Source organism: Arthrobacter sp. MW3 TE3886 (genome assembly GCF_041262145.1).
Lineage (GTDB): Bacteria > Actinomycetota > Actinomycetes > Actinomycetales > Micrococcaceae > Arthrobacter.
Map to the genome: position 1 here is coordinate 2625375 of NZ_JBGCAN010000001.1, position 22002 is coordinate 2647376.

Sequence of the window (22002 nt, forward strand, 5' to 3'; positions counted from 1 at the left end):
TGCGCGAAAGGCTAGAGATTCTCCAGCTCGGAGCTGGGGGTGGCCTGGTCGGCGGTGGCTTCGGTCTCCGCGTCGCGTTTGACGGCGCGCCGCTCGCGCCGTCGGTCGTTGAGCAGGCACAGCCCGATCGCGGCGAAGAACAGCGCCAGCATGGGCCCGGCCAGGTAGAACATGCTCATGGCGTCGGCGCCGGGAGCGGCCATCGCGGCGAACAGGCAGACCAGGAAAACCGTGATCCGCCAGCTCTTGACGAGCTGCTGGCCCTTGATGAGGCCGGCCAGGTTCAGCCCGAACAGGACCACCGGGAGGAGGAAGGCGATGCCGAAGGCGAGCAGCAGCCGCAGCACGAAGGACAGGTACACCTGTGCGCTGATGAAGTTGGAACCGCCCGACGGCGTGAAGTCGGTCAGGACGCGCACCGCGTTGGGCAGCACGAGCCAGGCCAGCAGGACGCCGCCGACGAAGAGCGGCACGGCCGCCGCCACGAAGGACAGGGCCAGCCGACGTTCCTTCTTGTGCAGCCCGGGCACAATGAAGGCCCAGAGCTGATAAAGCCAGACGGGGCTGGCGATGATCAGGCCCAGGAACACCGAGACCTGGATCATGAGGTCGAACGAACTCGCGACGCCGTCAAAATTCAGGGTGGCCTGGCGGCCTTCGTGTTCGTTCAGGTCGCGGATCGGCTTGATCAGCGCCGCCAGCATTGGCTGGTAGACAAGGAAACCCACTACCGTCCCGAGGACGACGGCGATTGCCGCCTTGAAGAGCCGGTTGCGCAGCTCTTTGAGGTGGTCGAGGAGCGCCATCCTCCCCTCGGGGTTCGATCGACGGCTCATGGTTACTGCCATGCGGTCTTAGGCGCGGGTCGACGGCGGAACGTCGGTTCCGTCGCCCGTGCGGCTTTCCGGTGCGCCGGCCTGCGGGTGGTTGATAACCCGTCCTTCAACCGGCTCGGAGCCATCCTTGGCATCGGTGGTGCCGTCCTTCTTCATTTCCCGGACTTCCGACTTGAAAATGCGCATCGACTGGCCCAGGCTGCGGGCCATGCCCGGCAGCTTCGGCGCAGCGAAGAGCACCAGTGCCAGAACGATGATGATGATGAGATGCCAGCCTTCAAGCCTCATGTGGAGAGGTCCTTTCGTTTGAATACATCCTATGTCTAACGCGTTTCGATGTCGCGCAGCGCCTGGGGTTGACCGCGGTCCTTCTTGCGTTGGATGCGGCGCAGCCGGCGCGCATTTTGCCGGGCGAGCTTGGATGCGTGGTAATCATGTCGCATTCGCGCGGGCGAGGCAAAAATGGCGTCGCCGGGCACCGGCCGTAGCGGTTTGTCCGCGCCGGCCGGGTCACTGGCGCCGGCCGCTGAACCGGTTCCTGTTGTACCGGCTCCTGCTATACCGGCCGGGCCTGCTGGTGCGGGCAGGGTGGAAAAGCGGTCAGCGGCTTCACCCAATTCCGAGAGCGTCGTCGTGGCTTGGCGGAACAGCCGCAAGCCGAGCACGCCGAAGAACAACAGCGACAACGCGACCAGCGCTATCCAAATAACGATCCAGGACCACCAAGGCATGCAGATCAGTCTATCGGGCGATCCGACGAGGCTTCGTATTGCGTCAGGGCCGCGGCGAGCCAGTCCCGCGACGCGGCCGCCAGGGCCTCCGGCTGCAGGATCCGCACCATCCCGCCGTGCTGGGCCACGAACATCGGCAGCCAGTCCGTGCTGCCGAACCGGATTTCGGCGAGCATCCCGCCGCCGGGCAAGGCCGCGGTCCGCTCGGCGTAATAGTCGTCAGCGAGGCCGGTGCCGCGGGGCGCCAGTTCCACCACGACCACCGTGTCGTCGTCGTTCGGGGTGAACAGTTTCACGGGAAAGCTGTCCGCGGGCTTCGCCGCCGCGGCCGCCGGCCGGCCGTTGGGCTCAAGGGCTTCGATCCTGTCCAGCCGGAAGTTGCGGAGGCCCTGGGCGGAGTGGCAGTACGCCTCGAGGTACCACGTGTTGTCCAGTGAATAGAGCCGCAAGGGGTCCACGTCGCGTTCGGACACGGCGTCGCGCTGCGGCGAGAAGTACCTCAGGTGCAGCTGCGCGCCGGATTCGAGGGCCGCGCGGGCGGTATCGAGGGTGGCGGAGTCACCGGGGGCGACCTCGGGGCCGGAGAGCGCCGCCGCTTTGACGCCCTCCTCCCCCGCCGCTGCCATGAGTTTGAGCGTCACCGATTCCAGTGCGCCGCCTTCGGCGAGCTCGGGCAGGCTGTTGAGGGTCTCCAGACCGGTCAGGAGCGCGCAGGCCTCGTCCACGGTGAACCGTACGGGGCGGGTCATGTCCAGGGCCTGGGTGATGAAGACGTGGTCATCGTCCCACTGGATGTCCAGCAGATCGTCCGGGTAGCCTTCCGGCAGGCCCGAGCAGATCAGGATCCGAAGGTCGTCCTCGAGCGCCTTGCGGGTGATGCCAAACCTGGCGGCGACCTCGCTGATGTGCAGTCCCTGGTTGTGGACCAGGAAGGGCACGAGTTGCAGCATCCGCTTGAGCTGGTCCTCCGACGTGCGTTTGCGGGCGCGGCCGGCGCGGGCCGCCTCCGGGAAAGCCACGTCCGGCAGGGGCCGGTCGGCGAATTCGGCGGCTGCCGTGAGGCGGCGGCGGACGGCGCCGGCGAGTTCGGGAGGTGAGATCACGGTGACGCGGGGACCGTAGGAGGCCAGCTCCTCGCCCAGGGTCTCGGCGTCGCGGAAGGGCACCGCGAGGCGGTCCGTCCCGGCCGCGGGCCCTTGTGCTCCCTGTTCCGGAGCCTCCGGTTCCGGAACCCCGGCCCCCGGCGCTGCGGCTGCCGACGTTGGGGCTGGAAGCGCTTGGGCACGTTTGCGGAGGCCCAGGAGCCGCCCGTGCTCGACGTCGACCACGGCATGCTGTACCGGCAGTTCGGCCAGGCCGGTCAGCTCGGCGCGGACGTTGAACCCGGCGGGCGGCGTGAAGCTTTCCTTATCCAGGACGGTCACCGCTGACGTCAGGCGGGACAGGCGGAAGAACCGTTTGTCCCCCCGGCCCCGGTCATGGCCCACGAGGTACCACTGGCCGAAGCGGCTGCCCAGGCCCCAGGGCTCCACCAGCCGTTCCTGCTCCTGGCCCGTGCTGCCGGCGAGGTAGCTGAACCGGACCGGGTGCTGGGCGTGTATCGCGGCAACCAGGTCCTCGAAGGCCTGGCCGGCGGGGCGGATACGCGGCTGGACGCCGGTGGGGAGTTCGGCGTCGACGAGGCCGCCGGCAGCCTGCAGCTTCCGGACCGCGTCCACAGCGGCGGAGCCGAGGGCGGCGTGCTCCCAGAGCTGGGCCGCGAGGATGAGGACTGTGCACTCTTCGGGCGTGAGGCTGACGTCGGGCAGCCGGTTCGATTCCTTGCCGATCCGGTAGCGGGTGGTTGCCGGGTCGTCGGAACCCCAGCCCGTGTCCATCACGGCCTCGACGTCGAAGCCGAACTGGCGCAGCTCGCCCTTGTCGCGTTCGAACATACGGCCGAAGGCGACGTCACTGCTCGTGGTGTCGTGGTAGACCTTATCGCGCAGTTCGCTGCGGCGCAGGCCGTACTTGGTGTTGAGCAGGGCGATGAGCAGGTTCAGGAGGCGTTCTGTACGTGAGGCGGACACCTCGCAAGGGTACTAAAGCCGGTCCCGGAAAATGACGAAAGCGCGGCAACAGCCGGAAGAACTTTTCCGATTGTTACCGCGCTTCAACGCCGCTGGGGCTGATTCAGCCGGCGGAATCAGCCGGCTGGTTCAGCCACCGTACGGGTTGCGTCTGTGTGGTGAACCCTAGCGGACGGCGACGAGGTCCACGACGAAGATCAGGGCCTCGTTGGGGCCGATCGCCCCGCCGGCGCCACGGGAGCCGTAGGCAAGCTCGGAGGGGATCTCGAGGCGGCGGCGGCCGCCGACCTTCATGCCCAGCAGGCCCTGGTCCCAGCCCTGGATGACCTGGCCGACGCCGACCCGGAAGTCCAGCGGCGCGCCGCGGCCCCAGGATGCGTCGAATTCTTCACCGGTGGACCAGGCGACGCCCACGTAGTGGGTGGAAACGGTGTCGCCGGGCTTGGCCTCGGCGCCGTCCCCTTCGATCAGGTCGGTGATGACCAGTTCGGTGGGGACGTCTCCTTCGGGGAAGTCAATTTCCGGCTTCTCGCGGTCGAGGTTGCGCTGTCCAAATGACATGGTTACTCCTTTGAGGTGACGTGTAGTGAGTGTCGTTGTTGCAGTTGGTGCGGTTGTTGCGGTGGATTACTTGACGCCGAGGATATCGACTACGAAGACGAGGTCGCCCTTCGCGTCGCCCTGGCCCTGGTCTCCGTAGGCCAGGTCCTTCGGGACGACCAGGAGGACGCGGGAGCCGACCGTCTTGCCGGCCAGGCCCTGGGTCCAGCCCTTGATGACGCCGGTCAGCGGGAAGGTGGCCTTCTTGCCACTCTCGAAGCTGGAGTCGAAGACCTTGCCGGTGGCGAGGGCGACGCCGACGTAGTTCACGGTGATGGTGTCGGTCTCCTTGAGGGCCTGGCCCTTGCCGGTGATGAGGTCCTGGGAGACCAGCGCGGTCGGGGCCTTGACGCCGGTGACGGAGATCTCCGGGACGCCCTTGTCGTTTTCCTTGACGGTGGGCAGTCCGGCCGGCGGGGTGACGGCGTCGCCCTCAGGCTTGTCCAGGACCGGCGGGGCGTCCTTGGCGGCGAGCACCTTGACGATCAGCAGCTGGGTCGGCTTGGCGGCGGCCCCCTCGGCTGCGGCCTGGCCGGGAACGGCCAGGGCGAGGTGCGAGCCGACCTTGGCGCCCACGAACGCGTTGTAGATGACAGGACTGCTGCCCTTGAGCTCGTCGTTCAGCTCCAGCGGCTCGGGATCGTTCGGGAACGTGTCTTCGAGGGTGGAGCCGTCCGTGCCGCTGAACGCCACGATCGAAATGTCGGCGATCTGGTTGGCCTTGACCCGCTCGCCACCGCCCTCGGTGACCACCTTGACAGTGGGTTCCTTGACGTCGAGCGGCTTGGTGAAGTCGACGCCGGGGGCCTTCTTGTCACCGTTCTCGGTCAATTTGACCGAGTCCAGCTTGGCGGTCTCACCCGCGGACTGGCTGGTGGGTTCCGGAGCCGGAGGCGCTTCGCTGCCGCCGCAGGCGGTCAGCAGCAGCAGTCCGGGAAGAAGAATTGCTAGTAGTCGGCGCAATTGGAAACTTTCGTCGGGGCAGGGTGGACTCAGTGCCGTGCGGTTTCCCGTGGCAAAGAAAGCGGCGGCCGCAAGGCGGCCCTACCCCAGAATAACGTGCGAAGCTGGGTATCAGCCCATCGAGTCCAGCAGCGCATCCACCCGGTCGTCCACGCTCCGGAAGGGATCCTTGCACAGAATGGTCTGGTGGGCGCGGTCGTTCAGCTTCAGATGGACCCAGTCCACGGTGTAGTCGCGGCCGAGCTCCTGGGCGCGACGGACGAAGTCGCCGCGGAGTTTGGCGCGCGTGGTCTGCGGGGGTGCATCCACCGCGTCCTTGACCGCGGTGTCGTCCACCACCCGGCGCACGGCGCCGCGGGCCTGGAGCAGGTAGAAGAGGCCGCGGCCACGGGAAATGTCGTGGTAGGTCAGGTCCAGCTGCGCGATCCTGGGGGCGTCAAGGCCCAGCCCGTGCCGTTCCCGGTAGTTGTCCATGAGCTTCTTCTTGATGGCCCAGTCCACTTCGGTATCGATCGTGCTCGTGTCGCCGCTTTCGATGGCGTCGAGCGTGCGCTCCCAGAGGTCCAGGATCAGCGGCACGTGGGGGTTATGCGCGCCGTGTTCGGCCACGAACGCGGTGACCTTGCCCAGGTACTCGCGCTGGATTTCCAGGGCCGTGAGCTGCCGGCCGTTGGCGAGCCGGACCAGGGCCCGGCCGCTGAGGTCGTGGGAGATTTCCCGGATGCTGCGGATCGGGTTCTCCATCCGCATGTCGCGCATGATCACCCCGGCCTCGATCATCCGCAGGATCAGGTCCACCGTGCCGATCTTGAGCAGCGCCGTCGTTTCGGACATGTTGGAGTCGCCCACGATCACGTGCAGGCGCCGGTAAAATTCGGCGTCCGCGTGCGGCTCGTCCCGGGTGTTGATGATGGGCCTGGAGCGGGTGGTGGCGGAGGAGACGCCTTCCCAGATGTGGTCGGCCCGCTGGGAGAATGCGAAGGTCGCCCCGTGCGGGGTCTTGAGGATCTTGCCGGCCCCGGCGATCAGCTGGCGGGTCACGAGGAAGGGAATGAGGATCTCCGCGAGCCGGGAAAATTCCCCGCGCCGCGGGATGAGGTAGTTTTCGTGGCTGCCGTAGGAGTTCCCGGCCGAGTCCGTGTTGTTCTTGAACAGGTAGACGGTGCCGTTGAAGCCCTCCGCCGCGAGCCGTTCCTGGGCTTCGTCCACGAGGTCGCACAGGATCAGTTCCCCGGCGCGGTCATGGGCGATCAGCTGGGCGAGGTCGTCGCACTCGGCGGTGGCGTATTCCGGGTGGGACCCGACGTCCAGGTAAAGGCGCGAGCCGTTGGTCAGGAAGACGTTGGAGGACCGTCCCCAGCTGACCACCTTGCGGAAGAGGTAGCGGGCCACTTCCTCCGGTGCCAGCGGCCGGGACTCCGGGCTTGAATAGGAAATTCCGAATTCGGTTTCGATGCCGAATATGCGCTTGTCCATCTCACTTCTCCTCAGCCAGCAATGCCACGATGTCCGGGTCCTCGAGCCGGCGGAAGGCCCGGCGGGTGCCGCGGCCGCTTTCAGAATCCCGGTCCAGTACCGCAACTTCCAGTGCGGATACCGGCAGGGTGGTGGTTTCCTTGTCCGCCACGAGCCCGGCGAGGGCCAGCCGGATGGCGCCCGCGAAGTCGAGTTCGCCCTGCCAGCCCGCCGCGACAGCCTCGGAGACCTTGTCTGCCTGGCCGCCCATCACGATAAAGCCGTGCTCGTCGGCGATCGACCCGTCAAAGGTCAACCGGTACAGATGGTCCGCCTCCTGGGACTGACCGACTTCGGCCACGGCCAGTTCCACCTCGAAGGGTTTCTGTTCGGCCGTAAACACCGCGCCAAGGCTCTGTGCGTACACGCTGGCGAGCCCGCGGGCCGTGACGTCCTCGCGGTCGTAGGAATATCCGCGGACATCGGCGTACCGCACCCCGGCTTGCCGCAGGCTCTCAAACTCGTTGTACTTACCGACGGCGGCGAACGCGATTTTGTCGTAGATCTCGCCGATCTTGTGCAGCGACGGGGACGCGTTCTCCGCCACGAGGGCAATCCCGTCTCGGCAACTGATGACCACCACCGAGCGTCCGCGGGCGATGCCCTTCCGTGCGAAATCCGCACGGTCCTTCATCAGCTGTTCGGGGGATACATAGAACTGCTGGGTCATCTCAGGCCTCCCGCTGGGCGACGGCGCGGGATTCGATGACGCGGCCGGCCACGGCGGCAAGATCGCGGTCCGGGACGCGGAAGGCGCCTGTTCGGTTCACGATGTACACCACCGGCCACAGCTGCCGGACCGGGTCCGGGCCGCCCGTGGCCGAGTCGTCGTCGGCGGCGTCGTACAGGGCCTCGACGGCGACCGCCACAGCGTCCTGCTCCGAGAGGCCCGGACGCCACAGTTTCTTCAGCGCGCCGCGGGCGAACATCGAGCCGGATCCCACCGCGTGGTGCTCCTGTTCCTCGTAGCGGCCGCCCGTGACGTCATAGGAGAAGAGCCGGCCGAAGCCTGCGGGCCGGTCGAATCCCGCGAACAGGGGGACGACGGCGAGGCCCTGCATGGCCATGGGCAGGTTGCCGCGCACCATGGCGCCGAGCCGGTTCGCCTTGCCGTCCAGGCTCAGGAGCGTGCCTTCGATCTTCTCGTAGTGTTCGAGTTCAACCTGGAACAGCCGGGTGATGTCCAGCGCGATTCCGGCGGTCCCGGCGATGCCCAGCACTGAATACTGGTCGGCGGGAAAGACCTTCTCGATGTGCCGGCTCGCGATCACGTTGCCCATGGTGGCGCGGCGGTCCCCGGCCATCAGCACTCCCCCGGCATAGGTCATCGCCACGATCGTCGTCCCGTGCGGGACCTGCAGCGGCGCTCCCGGCTGCCCGGTGTGCCCGGCGGCGGGCAACTGGTTGAACGGCACTTGGCCGAAGGGCATCAGATCGGGCCGTTCGCGCTGCAGATGCTCGGTGAATGAGGACGTCGCGTTGGCTGCTACTCGGTTGGCTGTTGTTTCCTGCACTAACGCTCTCCCTCAACGTGGTGGATCAACGACTCTTCCGGCCCTTAGCCCCTCCCGCCGCCCTCATCCGGCGGCCGGCGGCGCTCCTACTGGCCGCCCTTTTGGACGAATGCGCGCACAAACTCCTCGGCATTGGACTCCAGCACGCCGTCGATCTCATCGAGGAGATCGTCGACGCCCTGGGTGGCTGCCGACGCCTGGGCGTCCGCCGGGGCCGGCGGCGCGGCGGGGACGTCCTCGTCAACCTCGGTGTCCCGCGACTGCGGCTGCTGCTGCTCCTGGCCTGCCATTGTCTTCTCCTTCATGTCCGTCCCTTTTCTCGTAAGGGACATCCTGTAGCAATAGTGCCACGCCCGGGGCGCCCGCGGGGGGCTTTGTTTTCAGGAACCGGGGCTGAGTCCGAGCAGTTCGGCCAGGAAGGTCCCGGCCTCCCGGTGCCGGGCAAACAGGCCGCCGGTGAGGGCTTCGGTTCCGCGCAGCGGCTCGCGGGTGGGGACCCGCTGGAGCCTGCCGCGGCCGGGGACATCGAAGATCACCGAGTCCCAGCTGGCCCCCGCGAGGTCCGCTCCGAACCTGCTGACGCAGCGCCCGCGGAAGTACGCCCGCGTGTCCGACGGCGGTTCGGTTACCGCACGCGCAATCGCGGCGTCGTCGACGATTCGGTGCATCCGGTCACGGGCCAGCAGCCGGTAGTAGAGCCCCTTTTCGGGGCGGATGTCAGCCCACTGCAGGTCCACGAGGCCCAGCCGAGCGTTGTCCCAGCCCAGGCCGTCACGCTGGCGGTAGCCCTCCAGCAGGGACAGTTTGGCGAGCCACTCGACCGAGGACGCGGCCGCCGCCCGGTCACCGCCGAGCTCGCTCAGCGTGGCGGACCACCGCTCCAGGACCTCGTGGGTGTGGCCGTCACCGTCCACGGCGTCCGCGACGCCGGTGTCCTGCGCATGCTTGGAGGCGGCCTCGAAATAGATCCACTGGAGATCCAGGGCGCTGATCCGCCGCCCGTCGCCCAGGCGCAGCAGCCCGGTGAGCGAGGTGTCGTGACTGACGGCCTGCAGCGCGGCGACGGGCTCGTGGACTTCAATCCGCGGCGCCAGCCCGGCCTCGATCAGGCTCAGGACCATCGCGGTGGTGCCGAACTTGAGGAAGTTGGACGCCTGGCTGAGGTTGGCGTCGCCAATGATGACGTGCAGCCTGCGGTATTTGTCCGCGGTGGCGTGGGGTTCGTCCCGGGTGTTGATGATGGGGCGCCGGATGGTGGTTTCCAGGCCCACTTCGGTTTCGAAGAAGTCAGCGCGCTGGCTGATCTGGTAGCCGGCCCGGGCGCTGTCCTGCCCCAGGCCCACCCGCCCGGCACCGCAGATGATCTGCCGGGTGATGAAGAACGGCGTGAGGCCGCGCACGATCTCGCCGAACGGCACCGAGCGGGGCATCAGGTAATTCTCATGCGAGCCGTAGGAGACCGACTTGTTGTCCGTGTTGTTCTTGTACAGGTTGATCGGCGGCAGTTCGGGATCGGCGGCGAGGCGCCGGACCGCGGCCAGCGCCACGAGGTCGCCGGCGGCGTCCCATGTGACGGCGGCGCGGGGGTTGGTCACCTCGGGGCTGGAATACTCCGGATGGGCGTGGTCCACGTACAGCCGTGCGCCGTTGCCCAGCACCATGTTCATCAGCAGCGTCCCGGACTCGTCCTGGCCGTCGGCCTCGAGTTCCTGCCGGCCGTAGGCGAGGGCGATCGCTTCGGCGTCGAGGACGGGAGGCTGGTCGGTGAGTTGTTCCGGGTCCGCGCTGCTGCGTTCCAGGGTCCAGCCGCGGGCGTCGTGCAGCGGTTCCTCGTCCGTGTAGTCCCACCGGGTCTCGGCGCCGCCGGCGGCCCGCTGCCGGGTGACCTGGGCGTACGCCTGGATGACCCGGGCCGACATCATCGTGGCGTTGGCTCCCGGGGCCGAGGGCGCGTGGATGCCGTATTCGGTCTCCGAGCCCATCACCCGCATCGCCCCGCCGACCGGCAGCCCGCCCGCGGTGTCGGCGGGCTTGCCGGGGACAACAGCCGTCACAGGTACTGGCCCGTGCTGGGCATGGTCTCGATGGACTTCCCGGGCTCCTGGCCGGCCTTGCCCTGGACGATGGTGCGGATGTACGTGATGCGCTCGCCCTTCTTGCCGGAGATGCGTGCCCAGTCGTCCGGGTTTGTGGTGTTGGGCATGTCCTCGTGTTCACGGAACTCGTCCACGACTGCCCGGAGCAGGTGGTCGATCCGCAGGCCCTTCTGGCCGATGGTCAACAGGTCCTTGATGGCGTACTTCTTGGCCCGGTCCACGACGTTCTGCACCACGGCGCCGGAGTTGAAGTCCTTGAAGTAGAGCATTTCGGTGTCGCCGTTGGCGTAGGTGACCTCGAGGTATTCGTTGGACTTCTCGGTGGAGTACATCGCCTCGACGGTGCGCTGGACCATGGCGTCCACGGTCGCCTGCACGTCGCCGTTGTGTTCGGCGAGGTCGGTCTCGTGGAAGGGCAGGTCCGTGGTGATGTATTTGTTGAAGATGTCCGCCGCGGCCTCGGCGTCGGGCCGCTGGATCTTCACCTTGACGTCCAGGCGGCCCGGGCGCAGGATCGCCGGATCGATCATGTCTTCCCGGTTGGAGGCGCCGATCACGATCACGTTGTCCAGCCGTTCGACGCCGTCGATCTCGCTGAGGAGCTGCGGGACGATGGTGGTTTCGACGTCGGAGGAAATGCCGGTGCCGCGGGTGCGGAACAGGGAGTCCATTTCGTCGAAGAACACCACCACGGGGCTGCCCTCGGACGCCTTTTCCCGGGCGCGCGCGAAGATCAGGCGGATGTGGCGTTCGGTCTCGCCGACGTACTTGTCGAGCAGCTCGGGTCCCTTGATGTTCAGGAAGTAGCTCTTCATGTCCGTCTTGCCGGCGCGCTCGGCGGCCCGGGCGGCCAGCGAGTTGGCCACGGCCTTGGCGATCAGGGTCTTGCCGCAGCCGGGCGGGCCGTACAGCAGGATGCCCTTGGGCGCCTTCAGCCCGTGCTCCCGGTACAGGTCCGGGTGCAGGAACGGCAGTTCGACGGCGTCGCGGATCTGTTCGATCTGCGGGCCCAGTCCCCCGATGTCCTGGTACGTGATGTCCGGGACTTCCTCGAGCACGAGGTTCTCCACCTCGGAGCGGGGGATCTTTTCCAGCGCGTACCCGGTGCGGGAATCGATGGACAGCGCGTCCCCGACCCGGAGCCGCTGGGCGAGCAGGGCGCCGGAGAGCCGGATGACCCGCTCCTCATCGGCGCGGCCCACCACCAGGGCACGGTCGGTCCCCAGCAGTTCCTTGAGCGTGACGAGGTCCCCGGCCCGCTCGTAGCCGAGCCCGGCGACCACCATCAGGGCCTCGTTGAGCAGGACCTCCTGCCCGACGGCGAGCTGGCTAATGTTGACCAGCGGGCTGATCCCCACCCGCATCTTGCGGCCGGCGTTGAAGATATCCACGGATTCTTCCGTGGCCGCCTGGCCGCTGTTCCCGGCCGTCGGCTGCCGTTTCGGGTTGAGCTGGAGGATGGTGCCGAAGCTGTACGGCGGCTGTCCCTCCTGGTCGAGGGCGTTCTTCAGCCGCAGGATCTCGGCCTTGGCCGTTTCCAGCATGCTGACCAGTTTGGAATTGTTCTGCGTCGCGGCGGCAAGCTGGCGGTCAATGTGGCGGAGCTTGTCCCGGAGGATGTTGACCTGCCGCTCGGCGACGGACAGTTCATTGGCGGCATAGCGGTCGCCGTCGCCGGCCGCGGCGCGGGCCGCGTCCGTGCGGGCGGCAGCATCCGCCGCGTCCTCGGCCGGTGTGCGGCCCGGGTCAGTATTCGGAGTCTCCATCGTGCATCAGCCCCTTCCTGCTCTTCTGTTAAGACCATAGCCCTAAGAAGGCGGGTGCCGCTGGAGACATCCGAAATATGCTGCCTAGTTCGTTATCTCCGGGGTGTCGACGACGTTTGTTCCGGCGATTGCGTCGCGGGCGGCGCGGCGCAGCTTTTTGTCCGAGACCGCCCGCTCGCCCACAGCGCCCGGGGTCCAGGCATTGACGTCTTCTTCGTTAAAATCGGTCTTGGAGGGGCGGCGCTTTACCGAGATGCCCGTGACGCCGTCGGCGAGCCGCCGGGTTACCAGCAGGAAGCCCGTGTGGGCGACCATGCGGTGGTCCGGGCGGACGGCCAGGCCTTCGAGATGCCAGCCGCGGACCATGGATTCCCACGCGTCGGGTTCGGTGAATCGTCCGTCCGCGCGGATGGCTTCGGCTGTCCGCGAAAGCTGCGTCACAGTCGCGACATAATTGATCCACACGCCGCCGGGGGCCAGGACGGTGGCGACGGCGTCGAGGCATTCCCACGGCGCCAGCATGTCCAGGACCACGCGGTCCACGGAGCCGGGTTCCTCGGTGCGCACCACTTGCTCCTGGAAGTCGCCAAGGGAGATCTTCCAGGCCGGGTGCGGGCCGCCGAAGATGGTCTCGACGTTGCCGCGGGCGATGTCCGCGAACTCCTGGCGGCGTTCGAAGGAATGCAGGTATCCGTTGTCCCCCACCGCGCGCAGCAGGGAGATGGACAGGGCGCCCGAGCCGACGCCCGCTTCGACAACGCGCGCGCCGGGGAAGATGTCCGCCATGGTCACGATCTGGCCGGCGTCCTTGGGGTAGACCACGGCCGCGCCGCGCGGCATCGAGAGCACGAAGTCCGAAAGCAGCGGGCGCAGGGTCTGGTACTGCTGCCCGACGTTGTTGACCACCACCGAGCCGTCAGGCTTGCCGATGATCTCGTCATGGTTCAGGAAGCCCCGGTGGGTGTGGAAGGCCCCGCCGACTTCGAGGGTGATCGTGTTCATGCGGCCGCGCTCGTCCGTGAGCTGGACGCGTTCGCCTTCGCGGAACGGTCCGCGGCGGCGCGCCGCGCCGGTGGCACCATTCGCGCCGGCGGCGGCGGTGTCAGTGCCTGCGGCGGCGGCGGTGGTGGCGGTGTTAGTGCCTGCGGCGGTGTCGCTGCTCATGAAGATGTTCCTCGCTCCTGTAAAGCTGTGTGGCCGCGGACATGCCGGCGGGCACCGGTCCTTGCGCGTGGGGGCCGGAAATTCACGACCGCCCAGTAACTCTACCGGTTCTGGCCCTGGTTCTGGCGTTCGTTCCGGTACTTGCCCGTTATGGCCCGGACGACGGCGGACTGGCGCAGCAGCCCGGTGACGGCGCCTTCGCGGTTCACCACTGCGTACTCCTGGCCCTCGAGCTGGGCAAGGTACTGGACCAGCTCCTGGCCCTTGGACCATTCGGGGACATAGGCGCCCGCGCCAAGGGGGTAGGAGACCGCGGTCAGGGCGGTTGCTGCGGCCAGTCCGGCAGGCACGGTGGCTGCGGCGCCGGCGTCGACGATGGCCACGGGGCGGCCGTCCCGGTCGCACAGCACCACGGCGGGCGTTCCTGCCGGCGCCCGGTCCAGGAAGTCCGCGACTGTGGCGGTTTCCGGGAGGCCGAGGGCGGGTTCGGCAAGGGCCGCGGCGTCAACGAGGTGCAGGCGGCCCCGCAGGCGGGCCTGCTGGATCGACGCCGACGCCCCCATCCACAGGAAGCTGCCCACCAGGGCGGTGATGAGGGTGAAGGAAATATCCGGCCGTGCGCCGCTGGCCAGGGGCAGGACAATAAACCACAGGGCAAGGGCGATCACGATGATCCGGCCCGCCCAGCCTGCGGCAATCGTGCCCTTTTCCTGGCTGCCGGTGGCTTTCCACACGGCGGATTCGACCAGCCGGCCCCCGTCCAGCGGAAGGCCGGGAAGGACGTTGAAGATGCCGATCAGCAGGTTGGCCCAGACGAAGATGTTGGCCAGGATATCGGCCACGCCGTTCAGGTCCCCATAGGCGAGCGGGAGCCAGCCTGCGCCGGCCAGGACGAAGTTCGCGGCCGGGCCGGCCATTGCCACCAGGACGGAGCGGCCAGGCGTGGCCGTGAAGCTTTGGAACTGGGTGTGGCCGCCCCAGAGGTTGAGGACAATTTTCTCCGTGGGCCACTTGAACAGCTTCGCGGTCAGTGCGTGCGCGAGTTCGTGGGCCAGCACGGAGACCAGGAGCAGCAGCGCGTAGGCGAAGGCGACCAAGAAGGCGGTGACGCCGAGGCGCGGGTTGTTGCTCTGCAGGACCGGCCCGTAGGCGATCACCGTGAAGGCCGCGATGATGAACCACGAATACGCCAGAAACACCGGAATGCCGGCGATGCGGCCGAGCGGGATCCCCTCCCGGCGGGTAGCCGGAGTCTTGCCGGGCTGTCCCTGGCTGCCGGGGTCAGCCACGGACGTGACCCGCGGTCGAGAGTGCAGTCAAGAGTGCGGTCGGGTCCGCCGCTAAGTGGCCGGTGGCATCCGCTGCGGCACCGAACGTGGCGTCCGGGAATTCGTGCCGCAGGGCGACGAGCTCTTCCAGGTCCGCGACTGTCCGGCCCTCCAGGGTGTCCCAGGTGGCGCGGCGGGGATCGTGCGGGAGAGGCAGGATGTGCGGGATGGCGACCGTGACGACGCCGGAGGCCACGGCGGCGGCGACACCCGGCACGGAATCTTCCAGGGCCACACAGTGGTGCAGGCCAAGTTCGGGGTCCTGCTGCTGCAGGAGCTCAACGGCCGTGAGGTAAGCCTCCGGGTGCGGCTTGCCCTGGGTGACAGTGTCCCCCGTGACGAGGAACTCGAAGTAGGGCTCGGGCAGGCTCGCAACGATCTCCCGGGCCAGCGGGGCCTCGGACATGGTGACCAGGGCGCAGCGGACGCCGGCGTTGTACAGTTCGTCGAGCAGTTCCCGGGCCCCGGGCCGCCAGGGAATGGAGGTCCGGACCTGGCTGATCACGTGGCCGGTGAGGGTGTCGATGATCTCCCGCCGTTCCAGCGCCACGCCGGCTTCCTGCAGGATTCCCGCGGAAAACATCAGGGACTGTCCCACGAGCTGCATGGCCTGTGCGTGCGACCACTGTCCGCCGTGGGCTTCGACGAGTGCGTGTTCGGCTGCGATCCAGTAGGGCTCGGTGTCGACAATGGTGCCATCCATGTCCCAGAGCGCTGCTTTAAGGAGGGGCCGGGAAGCTGAGGATCGCATGCCTTCCAGTCTACGGGGAAGCCCGCGGCCGGGCGCCCGCGCTACGCCTACGGCGAATTCCGTCCGCCCGGGCGCGGGATTCCGGGCGGAATTTGCGGTTCGTTGGCGCGCGATTGCCTGCGCACGGCGGGTTCTTGGACGTAGGGTGATGGCATGAACAGCTTCGAGGCAGACCCCACCGAACCAGGCGCCGTCTCCGAGCCGGAGCGGCTGCTGCAGCCAGTGCCCGAGGGCCGGCGCATCACCGTCATGCTCGCGGCGTTCGAAGGCTGGAACGATGCAGGGGAGGCCGCCAGCGATGCCCTGCGCTACCTGAACAAGCTCTGGGGCGGCAAGAAGGTCGGGGCGATCGACGCCGACGAGTACTACGACTTCCAGTTCACCCGGCCCACGATCCGCCGGACGGCGGCCGGTGAGCGGAAGATCAAGTGGCCTTCGACGCGGATCTTCAAGGCCAGCGTCCCGGACTCGAATGTGGACGTCATCTTCGTACAGGGCACCGAGCCGTCCTACAAGTGGCGTGCCTACACGGCGGAGCTGCTGGTGCATGCCGAGGCCCTGCATGTCGACTACGTCATCCTGGTCGGTGCGCTGCTGGCTGACGTGCCGCACAGCCGGCCCATCCCGGTCAGCACGTCCACGGACGACGCCGCGCTCCGTGAGCGGATGGACCTGGAGGCCTCGCAGTACGAGGGCCCGGTGGGGATTGTGGGCGTGCTCGGCGAGGTGGCACTGCTGGCCGGGCTCCCGACCGTGTCGCTCTGGGCGGCCGTGCCGCACTATGTGGCCCAGGCCCCGTCGCCCAAGGCGCAGCTGGCCCTGCTGCACCGGGTCGAAGAGCTGCTCCAGGTCCCGCTGGACACCACGGAACTGGTCGAGGAGGCCGACGCGTGGGAGCGCGGCGTGGACGAGCTCGCGACAGAGGACCCGGAAATTGCCGCGTATGTGCGCCAGCTGGAGGAGGCCAAGGACACCGCCGACCTGCCGGAGGCCAGCGGTGAATCGATCGCCCGCGAATTTGAGCGGTACCTCAAGCGCCGGGGCAAGGACAAGCCCTAGCCCGCGCCTGCTTCATGGCGGCAGCCGGACCGGCTGCCTACGAGGGTTCTCCCCCGGACCAGAGTCTTATGACCCTGCCGGCCCGCGCCTGTCGCGGCAAGAGTTGGACCTGGCCGCAGCGCCGGCCAAGAACTCAGTGGAGGGCACACCATGACAGATCACAACTACATCTTGTTCGTGTCGTCGTACGCCGACGAGGGCTCGGCGGCAGAGGATTTCAAGGCGATCAAGGGCATGGAGGACGCGGCCGTGGCGGCTGCGGTCGTGCTGTCGCGTGATTCCTCGGGCAAGACCGAGGTCAAGGAGCACGGCGGCGGACTGGTCGCCGGCGGCACCACGGCCGGCGCAGTCGGCGGGCTGGTGGTCGGACTGTTCGCTCCGCCACTGCTGCTGTCCGGCGTGATCGGTGCCGGAATCGGCGCAGGCGTGGGTGCCATCAGGAAGCGCCACGAGGAGAAGTCCATCGGCGTCAACGCGGAGGAGTTTCTGCCGCCGGGTTCCTCGGCGATCGTTGCCATCGTCGACGACCTCTACCTCGACCGCGTCGACAAGGCGATCAGCAAGGCCACCAAGAAGGTCAGCAAGGCCATCGAAAGTGGTGACTACGACGCCGTCGTCAAGGCCGTGAACGAGGGCGACGAGAAGATCATCGAAGCCGCCTCGTCCTGACCGTTTGCCTTAGAGTTCGACGCCGAGCAGGGCATTGACGGCGTCGCTCACCAGCGCGGCGTCCGTGGCTGAGGCCTCCCCCGGGGCGGCCAGGGCGGACTTGGCCCAGGCATCGACGGCAGCGAGTGCGCCGGGCGCGTTCAGGTCGTTGGCGAGTTCGGTCCGCAGCCGGCCGATCAGGGCCGCGGCGGAGCCTTCCAGGGCCACGGCGAGGGCCTCGCGCCAGGTGCGGAGCCGGTCTTTGGCCTCCGCGAACCCTGCGTCGGTCCATGACCAGTCCGTGCGGTAGTGGTGGGCCAGGATCGCCAGACGGATCGCGGCAGGTTCTTCCCCGTCAGCGCGGAGCCTGGAAACCAGGACAAGGTTGCCCTTGGACTTGCTCATCTTCTCCCCGTCGAGGCCCACCATGCCGGCGTGCGCGAAGTGGCGGGCCAGCGGCACGCCGGCCAGTGAGTACGCGTGGCCGGCACCCATTGCGTGGTGCGGGAAAATAAGGTCCGAGCCGCCGCCCTGGACGGTGAACGGCTTGGGCAGGTACTCCTGGGCGATCACGGTGCATTCGACGTGCCAGCCTGGCCGGCCCTCCCCCAGCTCGCCGCCGGGCCAGCTGGGCTCGCCCTCGCGGGCAACCCGCCAGAGCAGCGGATCCAGCGCCTGGCGCTTCCCGGCCCGGCCAGGGTCGCCGCCGCGTTCGGCGAAGAGTTCCAGCATTTCGGCGTCGGAGAGACCGGATATGGATCCCAGGGTCCAGGCGTCGACGTCGTCGGTCGAGTGCTTCCCGGCGGCTTCGACGTCGTAGTAGACGTCGCCGTCGGGCTCGCCGCCGGTGCCGGGGACGCGGTACGCGAGTCCGTTGCGCAGGAGCCGCTCGATGGCCGGAACGATCAGGGGAACGGCCTCGACGGCACCGATGTAGTGGTCCGGGGCGAGGACGTTCAGGGCCTCCATGTCGGTCTGGAAGAGCTCGATTTGGCTCGCCGCGAGCTCGCGCCAGTCGACGCCGGTGGCCGTGGCGCGCTCCAGGAGGGGGTCGTCGACGTCGGTGACGTTCTGGACGTAGGCGACCTGCTGCCCGCCGTCCCGCCACGCGCGGTTGAGGAGGTCGAAGGCGACATAGCTGGCCGCGTGGCCCATGTGCGTGGCGTCATAGGGAGTGATGCCGCAGACATACATGGACTGCTCACCCGTGGCCTCCAGGGTGACGATCCCGCCCTTGGCGGTGTCGAAGAGGCGCAGGGCGGGCATGCTGCCGGGGAGCTGGGCAACAGGGCGGGAGATCCAGGATTTCACAGCCCAAGCCTAGTGCTAGGCGCTGATGACATTGAAACCGAGCAAGAGGAACAGGGACATTCCCAGGATGATCCGGTACCAGACGAAGAGCCGGTAGCCGCGGGTGGAGACGTATTTCAGGAACCAGCCGATGATGACGTAGCCCACAATGAAGGCGATCACGGTGGCCAGGGCCGTTTCCGGGAGACCGTACGGGCCGGTGATGCCTTCCTTGGAGACCACCTTGTACAGCTGGTACAGGCCGCTGCCGAACACGGCGGGGATGGCCAGCAGGAACGAGTAGCGGGCCGCCGCCTCACGGGTGTAGCCCATCAGGAGCCCGGCGCTGATCGTGCCGCCGGAGCGGGACACGCCGGGGAACAGGGCCAGGGCCTGCGCGAGACCGTAGTAGAGGCCGTGCTTGTAGGTGAGCTGCGTCAGTTCGCGGTCCTGCCGGCCGATGGTGTCGGCCACCGCGAGGACCATGCCGAAGACAATCAGCATGGTCGCGACGCCCCACAGGCTGCGCAGTACCGATTCAATCTGGTCCTGGAACAGCAGGCCCAGGACGATGATCGGGATGCTGCCGAGGATCACAAGCCAGCCCATGCGCGCGTCCGGGTCCTGCCGGGACACTTTGCCGGTCAGCGAACCGGCCCAGGCCCGGATGATCCGCAGGATGTCGCGCCAGAAATAGACGATCACCGCCGTCTCGGTGCCCAGCTGCGTGATGGCCGTGAAGGCGGCGCCGGGATCGGACGCTTCCGGGAGGAAGGCGCCGACAATCCGCAGATGGGCGCTCGAGGAAATCGGGAGGAACTCGGTCAGCCCCTGTACCAGGCCCAACAGAGCCGCTTGTATCCAGTTCACGTTTATAGACCCTACGTTACGAAGCTGCCCGACCCCGTAAGCTAGCTGACATGCAGCAGCGTTATGTCGGCAACAGTGGGTTGCGCGTGTCCGCCCTATCCCTTGGCACCATGTCCTGGGCCAGGGAAACCGAGGAACAGGATGCCGCCGCCCTGGTGCGGTCCTTCGTCGATGCCGGCGGAACCCTGATCGATACGGCGGCATCCTACGCCGACGGGCAGGCCGAGGCGATGCTCGGCGGAATACTGGGCGACGTCGTGGCGCGCTCCGAAGTGGTGATCTCCACGAAGGCCGGACTGACGACGGCGGACGGGCGCCGCAGCGTCGACACCTCCCGCAACGGGATGCTCTCCGGGCTGGACGCGAGCCTTGCCCGGCTGGGAACCGATTACGTGGATCTCTGGTTCGCGCACGCCTGGGATTCGAATGTTCCGCTGGAGGAAACCCTATCCGCGCTGGACCACGCAGTGCGGTCCGGCCGGGCGCGTTACGCCGGCGTCTCCAACTTCAACGGCTGGCAGACCGCAAAGGCCGCCGCGATCGCCGGCTTCCCCCTCGTGGCCAACCAGTCCGAGTACTCGCTCCTGCAGCGCAACGCGGAGATTGAGCTGATTCCGGCCATCGAGGACGCGGGGCTGGGCCTGATGGCCTGGGCTCCGATCGGACGCGGCGTCCTGAGCGGCAAATACCGCGGCCACATCCCGGCTGATTCCCGCGCCGCGAACCAGCGGCTGGCGACGTACGTGGAGCCCTATCTCGAGGGACCGGCGTCAAGCGTGGTGGAGGCCGTCGCCATGGCGGCGAAGGGGCTCGGCCGGACCGCCCTGGATGTGTCGCTGAGCTGGCTCCTGTCCCAGCAAGGCGTCGCAACCGCCGTCGTTGGCCCCCGGACACCGGTTCAGCTCAAGGAAATCCTGGATTCGGCGCTCGCGCCGCTGCCGCCGGAGATCGCGCAGGCGCTCGAAGACGTGTCCGACCCCGGCTGAGGGCGGTCCCCGGAGATCCGCAGGTCCCCCTAGTTCTCCGAATTCTGCAGGATCTCTAGGTCCTCTTCGTCGTCGACATCGTCTTCTTCGTCGTCTTCGTCGCCGTCGATCACTTCGAGCGGCGTCACTTCCCCATACGCCTCATACAGCGCATCGTCGTAGACTTCAAAGGCATCGGCAACGGCGAAGAACGCCGCCTCGACCGCGGGATCCCCGTCACTTCTGCGGGCGGAGGCCGCCGCCAGGTGTTCTTCCAGTGCAGAGGTCAGGGACTGAAGCGCGACACGCGGATCGATGCTCATGACTTCACGTTAGTCGGAAAAAGACGAAAATGGAGAGCAATGAAAGAACATTTTCTGAGCAGCTCGGTCCGGCGGGAACGGGACTATGTGAAGCAGTACGAGTATCTCGTGCTGACGGTCGGTCCTGAGGATTCGCTCCCCGAGGCCCGCCGCCGGCTCGTGGAGCATTCCGAGTACGGCAAATGGGAACTGGAACGCAGCCGCCTCTACGTGGGCGGCGGGCGGCGTTTCTGGCTGCGCCGGAAAGTCATCCAGGTCCAGCGCACCGTCTAGGCCGCCGCGGACCCCGGCCGCGCATCGGCCGGGATCGGCACCCGCGAACGCCGCAGGGAGTCCGGGGCCGCCCTAGGGTGTCTCCAGCGGGCCCAGCCAGGCGTTCGCGACGGTATTGTGCGCCGACTCCTCATCTGAGGGATGGAACATGCCTGCGAGCACGTCCCGGTACAGCCGCTCCAGCTCGGAGCCGCGGAAGTAGCTGGAGCCGCCGGACACCCGGATAGCGAGGTCCACCACGGTCCGCGCCGTTTCCGTGGCCCGGACCTTGAGCCCCACGAGCCGGGGGAACCACTGGCTGCCGTGGTCCGCGAGGCCGTCGACGTCGGCCGCCACCCGGGACAGCTGCGGGTAGAGCGCATCCATGGCCATCGCCGCCTCTGCCACCTTCCAGCGGATGTCCGGGTCCTGGGCGTAGCTGCGGCCGCCGTTCTTGAACGATGTCCGGCGCTGCACCGCTTCCACCCCGAGCGTGAGGGCCCGTTCGCCGATTCCCGTGTACACCGCGGCGAGGAGCGTCTCGAAGCAGGCGAAGATCGCGAAGATCAGGGGGTCGGCGTTCGGGCCCACCGGCAGTTTCCGGAAGATCCGTTCCGCGGGCACCACGGCGCCGTCCAGAACGGTCGTGTTGGACTGGCTGGCCCGCATGCCGAGCGTGTCCCAGTCGGGCAGGATCTCGTAACCGGGGGTTTCCCGGGTGATGAACCCGTGGACCAGTTCCCCGGCGCCGTCCGCGGCGTTGGCGTCCTTCCCGAAGATCCCGAGCCGGGTCCACGCCGGGGACAGGCTGGTGAAGATCTTGCGGCCGGTGAAGCTGTAGCCGCCACCGGGCAGCGGGACGGCCTCCGTGCGGGAATCGAACAGCACGGAGTCGTTGCCGGCCTCCGAATTGCCGAACGCGAAGACCTCACCCTGCGCCGCTTCCTTGAGGATGAAATCCAGCGAGGAGTCACCGCGGGCGGCCAGGACCTGGGCGACGCCGGTCCACACCAGGTGCATGTTGACGGCCAGCGCCGTCGCCGGCGCCGCGGTCGCCAGCCTGCTTTGCAGCTGCGCCGCTTCCGCCAGCCCGAGTCCGAGTCCGCCGTCGACAGCGGGTACGAAGATTTTCAGGTAGCCGGCCGCCGTGAGGTCCGCGAGGTCCTCGTGGAAGAAGGCGTTGTCGCGGTCGTAGCCGGCGGCACGGCCGCGGATCCGTTCCAGCAGCGGCGCGCTGAGGATGTCCTCGGGCGTCATGGCAG

At 67.8% G+C, this 22002-nt stretch carries 23 protein-coding genes; 4 read left to right on the top strand and 19 right to left on the bottom strand.

Going from position 1 to position 22002, the window contains the following annotated elements; genetic code table 11:
* Positions 1-11: 11 nt before the first annotated feature.
* From tatC to ABH915_RS11990, 15 genes are all read right to left on the bottom strand, one after another.
* A complete protein-coding gene (gene tatC, locus ABH915_RS11920) occupies positions 12-806 on the bottom strand; it encodes a twin-arginine translocase subunit TatC (RefSeq protein WP_018772899.1) in 795 nt (264 codons plus the stop codon).
* 48 nt (positions 807-854) lie between these two features.
* On the bottom strand, positions 855-1124 hold the full coding sequence (gene tatA, locus ABH915_RS11925; protein WP_018772900.1) for a Sec-independent protein translocase subunit TatA: 270 nt from the start codon (positions 1122-1124) through the stop codon (positions 855-857).
* A gap of 35 nt (positions 1125-1159) precedes the next feature.
* Complete coding sequence (locus ABH915_RS11930; RefSeq protein ID WP_370121481.1) at positions 1160-1567, bottom strand: hypothetical protein; 408 nt, start codon at positions 1565-1567, stop codon at positions 1160-1162.
* A gap of 5 nt (positions 1568-1572) precedes the next feature.
* Complete coding sequence (locus ABH915_RS11935) at positions 1573-3636, bottom strand: helix-turn-helix transcriptional regulator (RefSeq protein WP_370121483.1); 2064 nt, start codon at positions 3634-3636, stop codon at positions 1573-1575.
* A 165-nt stretch (positions 3637-3801) separates the two neighbouring features.
* The gene (locus ABH915_RS11940; protein ID WP_018772903.1) at positions 3802-4197 is read right to left on the bottom strand and encodes an FKBP-type peptidyl-prolyl cis-trans isomerase; all 396 of its coding nucleotides are present in this window, start codon (positions 4195-4197) and stop codon (positions 3802-3804) included.
* Positions 4198-4263: 66 nt separating this feature from the next.
* A complete protein-coding gene (locus ABH915_RS11945; RefSeq protein ID WP_370121487.1) occupies positions 4264-5199 on the bottom strand; it encodes an FKBP-type peptidyl-prolyl cis-trans isomerase in 936 nt (311 codons plus the stop codon).
* Between the two features lie 111 nt (positions 5200-5310).
* Positions 5311-6675, bottom strand: a complete 1365-nt coding sequence (gene pafA / locus ABH915_RS11950) for a Pup--protein ligase (protein ID WP_026538699.1) — start codon at positions 6673-6675, stop codon at positions 5311-5313.
* 1 nt (position 6676) lies between these two features.
* Positions 6677-7384 (bottom strand): proteasome subunit alpha, encoded by a 708-nt coding sequence (prcA, locus tag ABH915_RS11955; RefSeq protein WP_026538700.1) that lies wholly within the window; start codon positions 7382-7384, stop codon positions 6677-6679.
* Position 7385: 1 nt separating this feature from the next.
* Positions 7386-8228, bottom strand: a complete 843-nt coding sequence (gene prcB / locus ABH915_RS11960) for a proteasome subunit beta (protein WP_026538701.1) — start codon at positions 8226-8228, stop codon at positions 7386-7388.
* Positions 8229-8314: 86 nt separating this feature from the next.
* Positions 8315-8518 (bottom strand): ubiquitin-like protein Pup, encoded by a 204-nt coding sequence (locus tag ABH915_RS11965; protein ID WP_026266331.1) that lies wholly within the window; start codon positions 8516-8518, stop codon positions 8315-8317.
* Between the two features lie 90 nt (positions 8519-8608).
* Positions 8609-10282, bottom strand: a complete 1674-nt coding sequence (gene dop, locus ABH915_RS11970) for a depupylase/deamidase Dop (protein ID WP_370121493.1) — start codon at positions 10280-10282, stop codon at positions 8609-8611.
* Positions 10279-12090 carry a proteasome ATPase gene (arc, locus tag ABH915_RS11975; RefSeq protein WP_370121496.1) on the bottom strand — a complete coding sequence of 604 codons (1812 nt, stop codon included), beginning with the start codon at positions 12088-12090 and terminating at the stop codon, positions 10279-10281. The genes dop and arc overlap by 4 nt, the downstream gene beginning before the upstream one ends.
* 84 nt (positions 12091-12174) lie before the next feature.
* The gene (locus ABH915_RS11980; protein ID WP_370121499.1) at positions 12175-13254 is read right to left on the bottom strand and encodes a tRNA (adenine-N1)-methyltransferase; all 1080 of its coding nucleotides are present in this window, start codon (positions 13252-13254) and stop codon (positions 12175-12177) included.
* Between the two features lie 101 nt (positions 13255-13355).
* A complete protein-coding gene (locus ABH915_RS11985) occupies positions 13356-14543 on the bottom strand; it encodes a site-2 protease family protein (RefSeq protein WP_370121502.1) in 1188 nt (395 codons plus the stop codon).
* Positions 14536-15333, bottom strand: a complete 798-nt coding sequence (locus ABH915_RS11990) for an HAD family hydrolase (RefSeq protein WP_370121505.1) — start codon at positions 15331-15333, stop codon at positions 14536-14538. The genes ABH915_RS11985 and ABH915_RS11990 overlap by 8 nt, the downstream gene beginning before the upstream one ends.
* Before the next feature lie 153 nt (positions 15334-15486).
* Between ABH915_RS11990 and ABH915_RS11995 the strand changes: the two genes are divergently transcribed.
* A complete protein-coding gene (locus ABH915_RS11995; protein ID WP_018772914.1) occupies positions 15487-16392 on the top strand; it encodes a PAC2 family protein in 906 nt (301 codons plus the stop codon).
* 150 nt (positions 16393-16542) lie between these two features.
* Positions 16543-17061: a DUF1269 domain-containing protein gene (locus ABH915_RS12000; protein WP_018772915.1), complete on the top strand. Its 519-nt coding sequence runs from the start codon at positions 16543-16545 to the stop codon at positions 17059-17061.
* 9 nt (positions 17062-17070) lie between these two features.
* Here ABH915_RS12000 and mshC read toward each other — a convergent pair whose 3' ends face one another.
* Both mshC and ABH915_RS12010 read right to left on the bottom strand, forming a co-directional pair.
* Positions 17071-18351 carry a cysteine--1-D-myo-inosityl 2-amino-2-deoxy-alpha-D-glucopyranoside ligase gene (gene mshC, locus ABH915_RS12005; RefSeq protein WP_370121509.1) on the bottom strand — a complete coding sequence of 427 codons (1281 nt, stop codon included), beginning with the start codon at positions 18349-18351 and terminating at the stop codon, positions 17071-17073.
* Positions 18352-18366: 15 nt separating this feature from the next.
* Positions 18367-19200, bottom strand: coding sequence for an undecaprenyl-diphosphate phosphatase (locus ABH915_RS12010; protein ID WP_026538709.1), 834 nt, complete (start codon positions 19198-19200; stop codon positions 18367-18369).
* A gap of 50 nt (positions 19201-19250) precedes the next feature.
* Here ABH915_RS12010 and ABH915_RS12015 point away from each other — a divergent pair, with 50 nt between their 5' ends.
* Complete coding sequence (locus tag ABH915_RS12015; protein ID WP_026266333.1) at positions 19251-20186, top strand: aldo/keto reductase; 936 nt, start codon at positions 19251-19253, stop codon at positions 20184-20186.
* 29 nt (positions 20187-20215) lie between these two features.
* Here the strand turns inward: ABH915_RS12015 and ABH915_RS12020 are convergent, their stop codons facing one another.
* Entirely contained in the window at positions 20216-20488 is a 273-nt protein-coding gene (locus ABH915_RS12020; RefSeq protein WP_370121513.1) for a hypothetical protein, read from the bottom strand.
* A 39-nt stretch (positions 20489-20527) separates the two neighbouring features.
* Here ABH915_RS12020 and ABH915_RS12025 point away from each other — a divergent pair, with 39 nt between their 5' ends.
* A complete protein-coding gene (locus ABH915_RS12025; protein ID WP_018772920.1) occupies positions 20528-20761 on the top strand; it encodes a DUF5703 family protein in 234 nt (77 codons plus the stop codon).
* Positions 20762-20833: 72 nt separating this feature from the next.
* Here ABH915_RS12025 and ABH915_RS12030 read toward each other — a convergent pair whose 3' ends face one another.
* Positions 20834-21997, bottom strand: coding sequence for an acyl-CoA dehydrogenase family protein (locus ABH915_RS12030; protein ID WP_370121517.1), 1164 nt, complete (start codon positions 21995-21997; stop codon positions 20834-20836).
* Positions 21998-22002 lie beyond the last annotated feature (5 nt).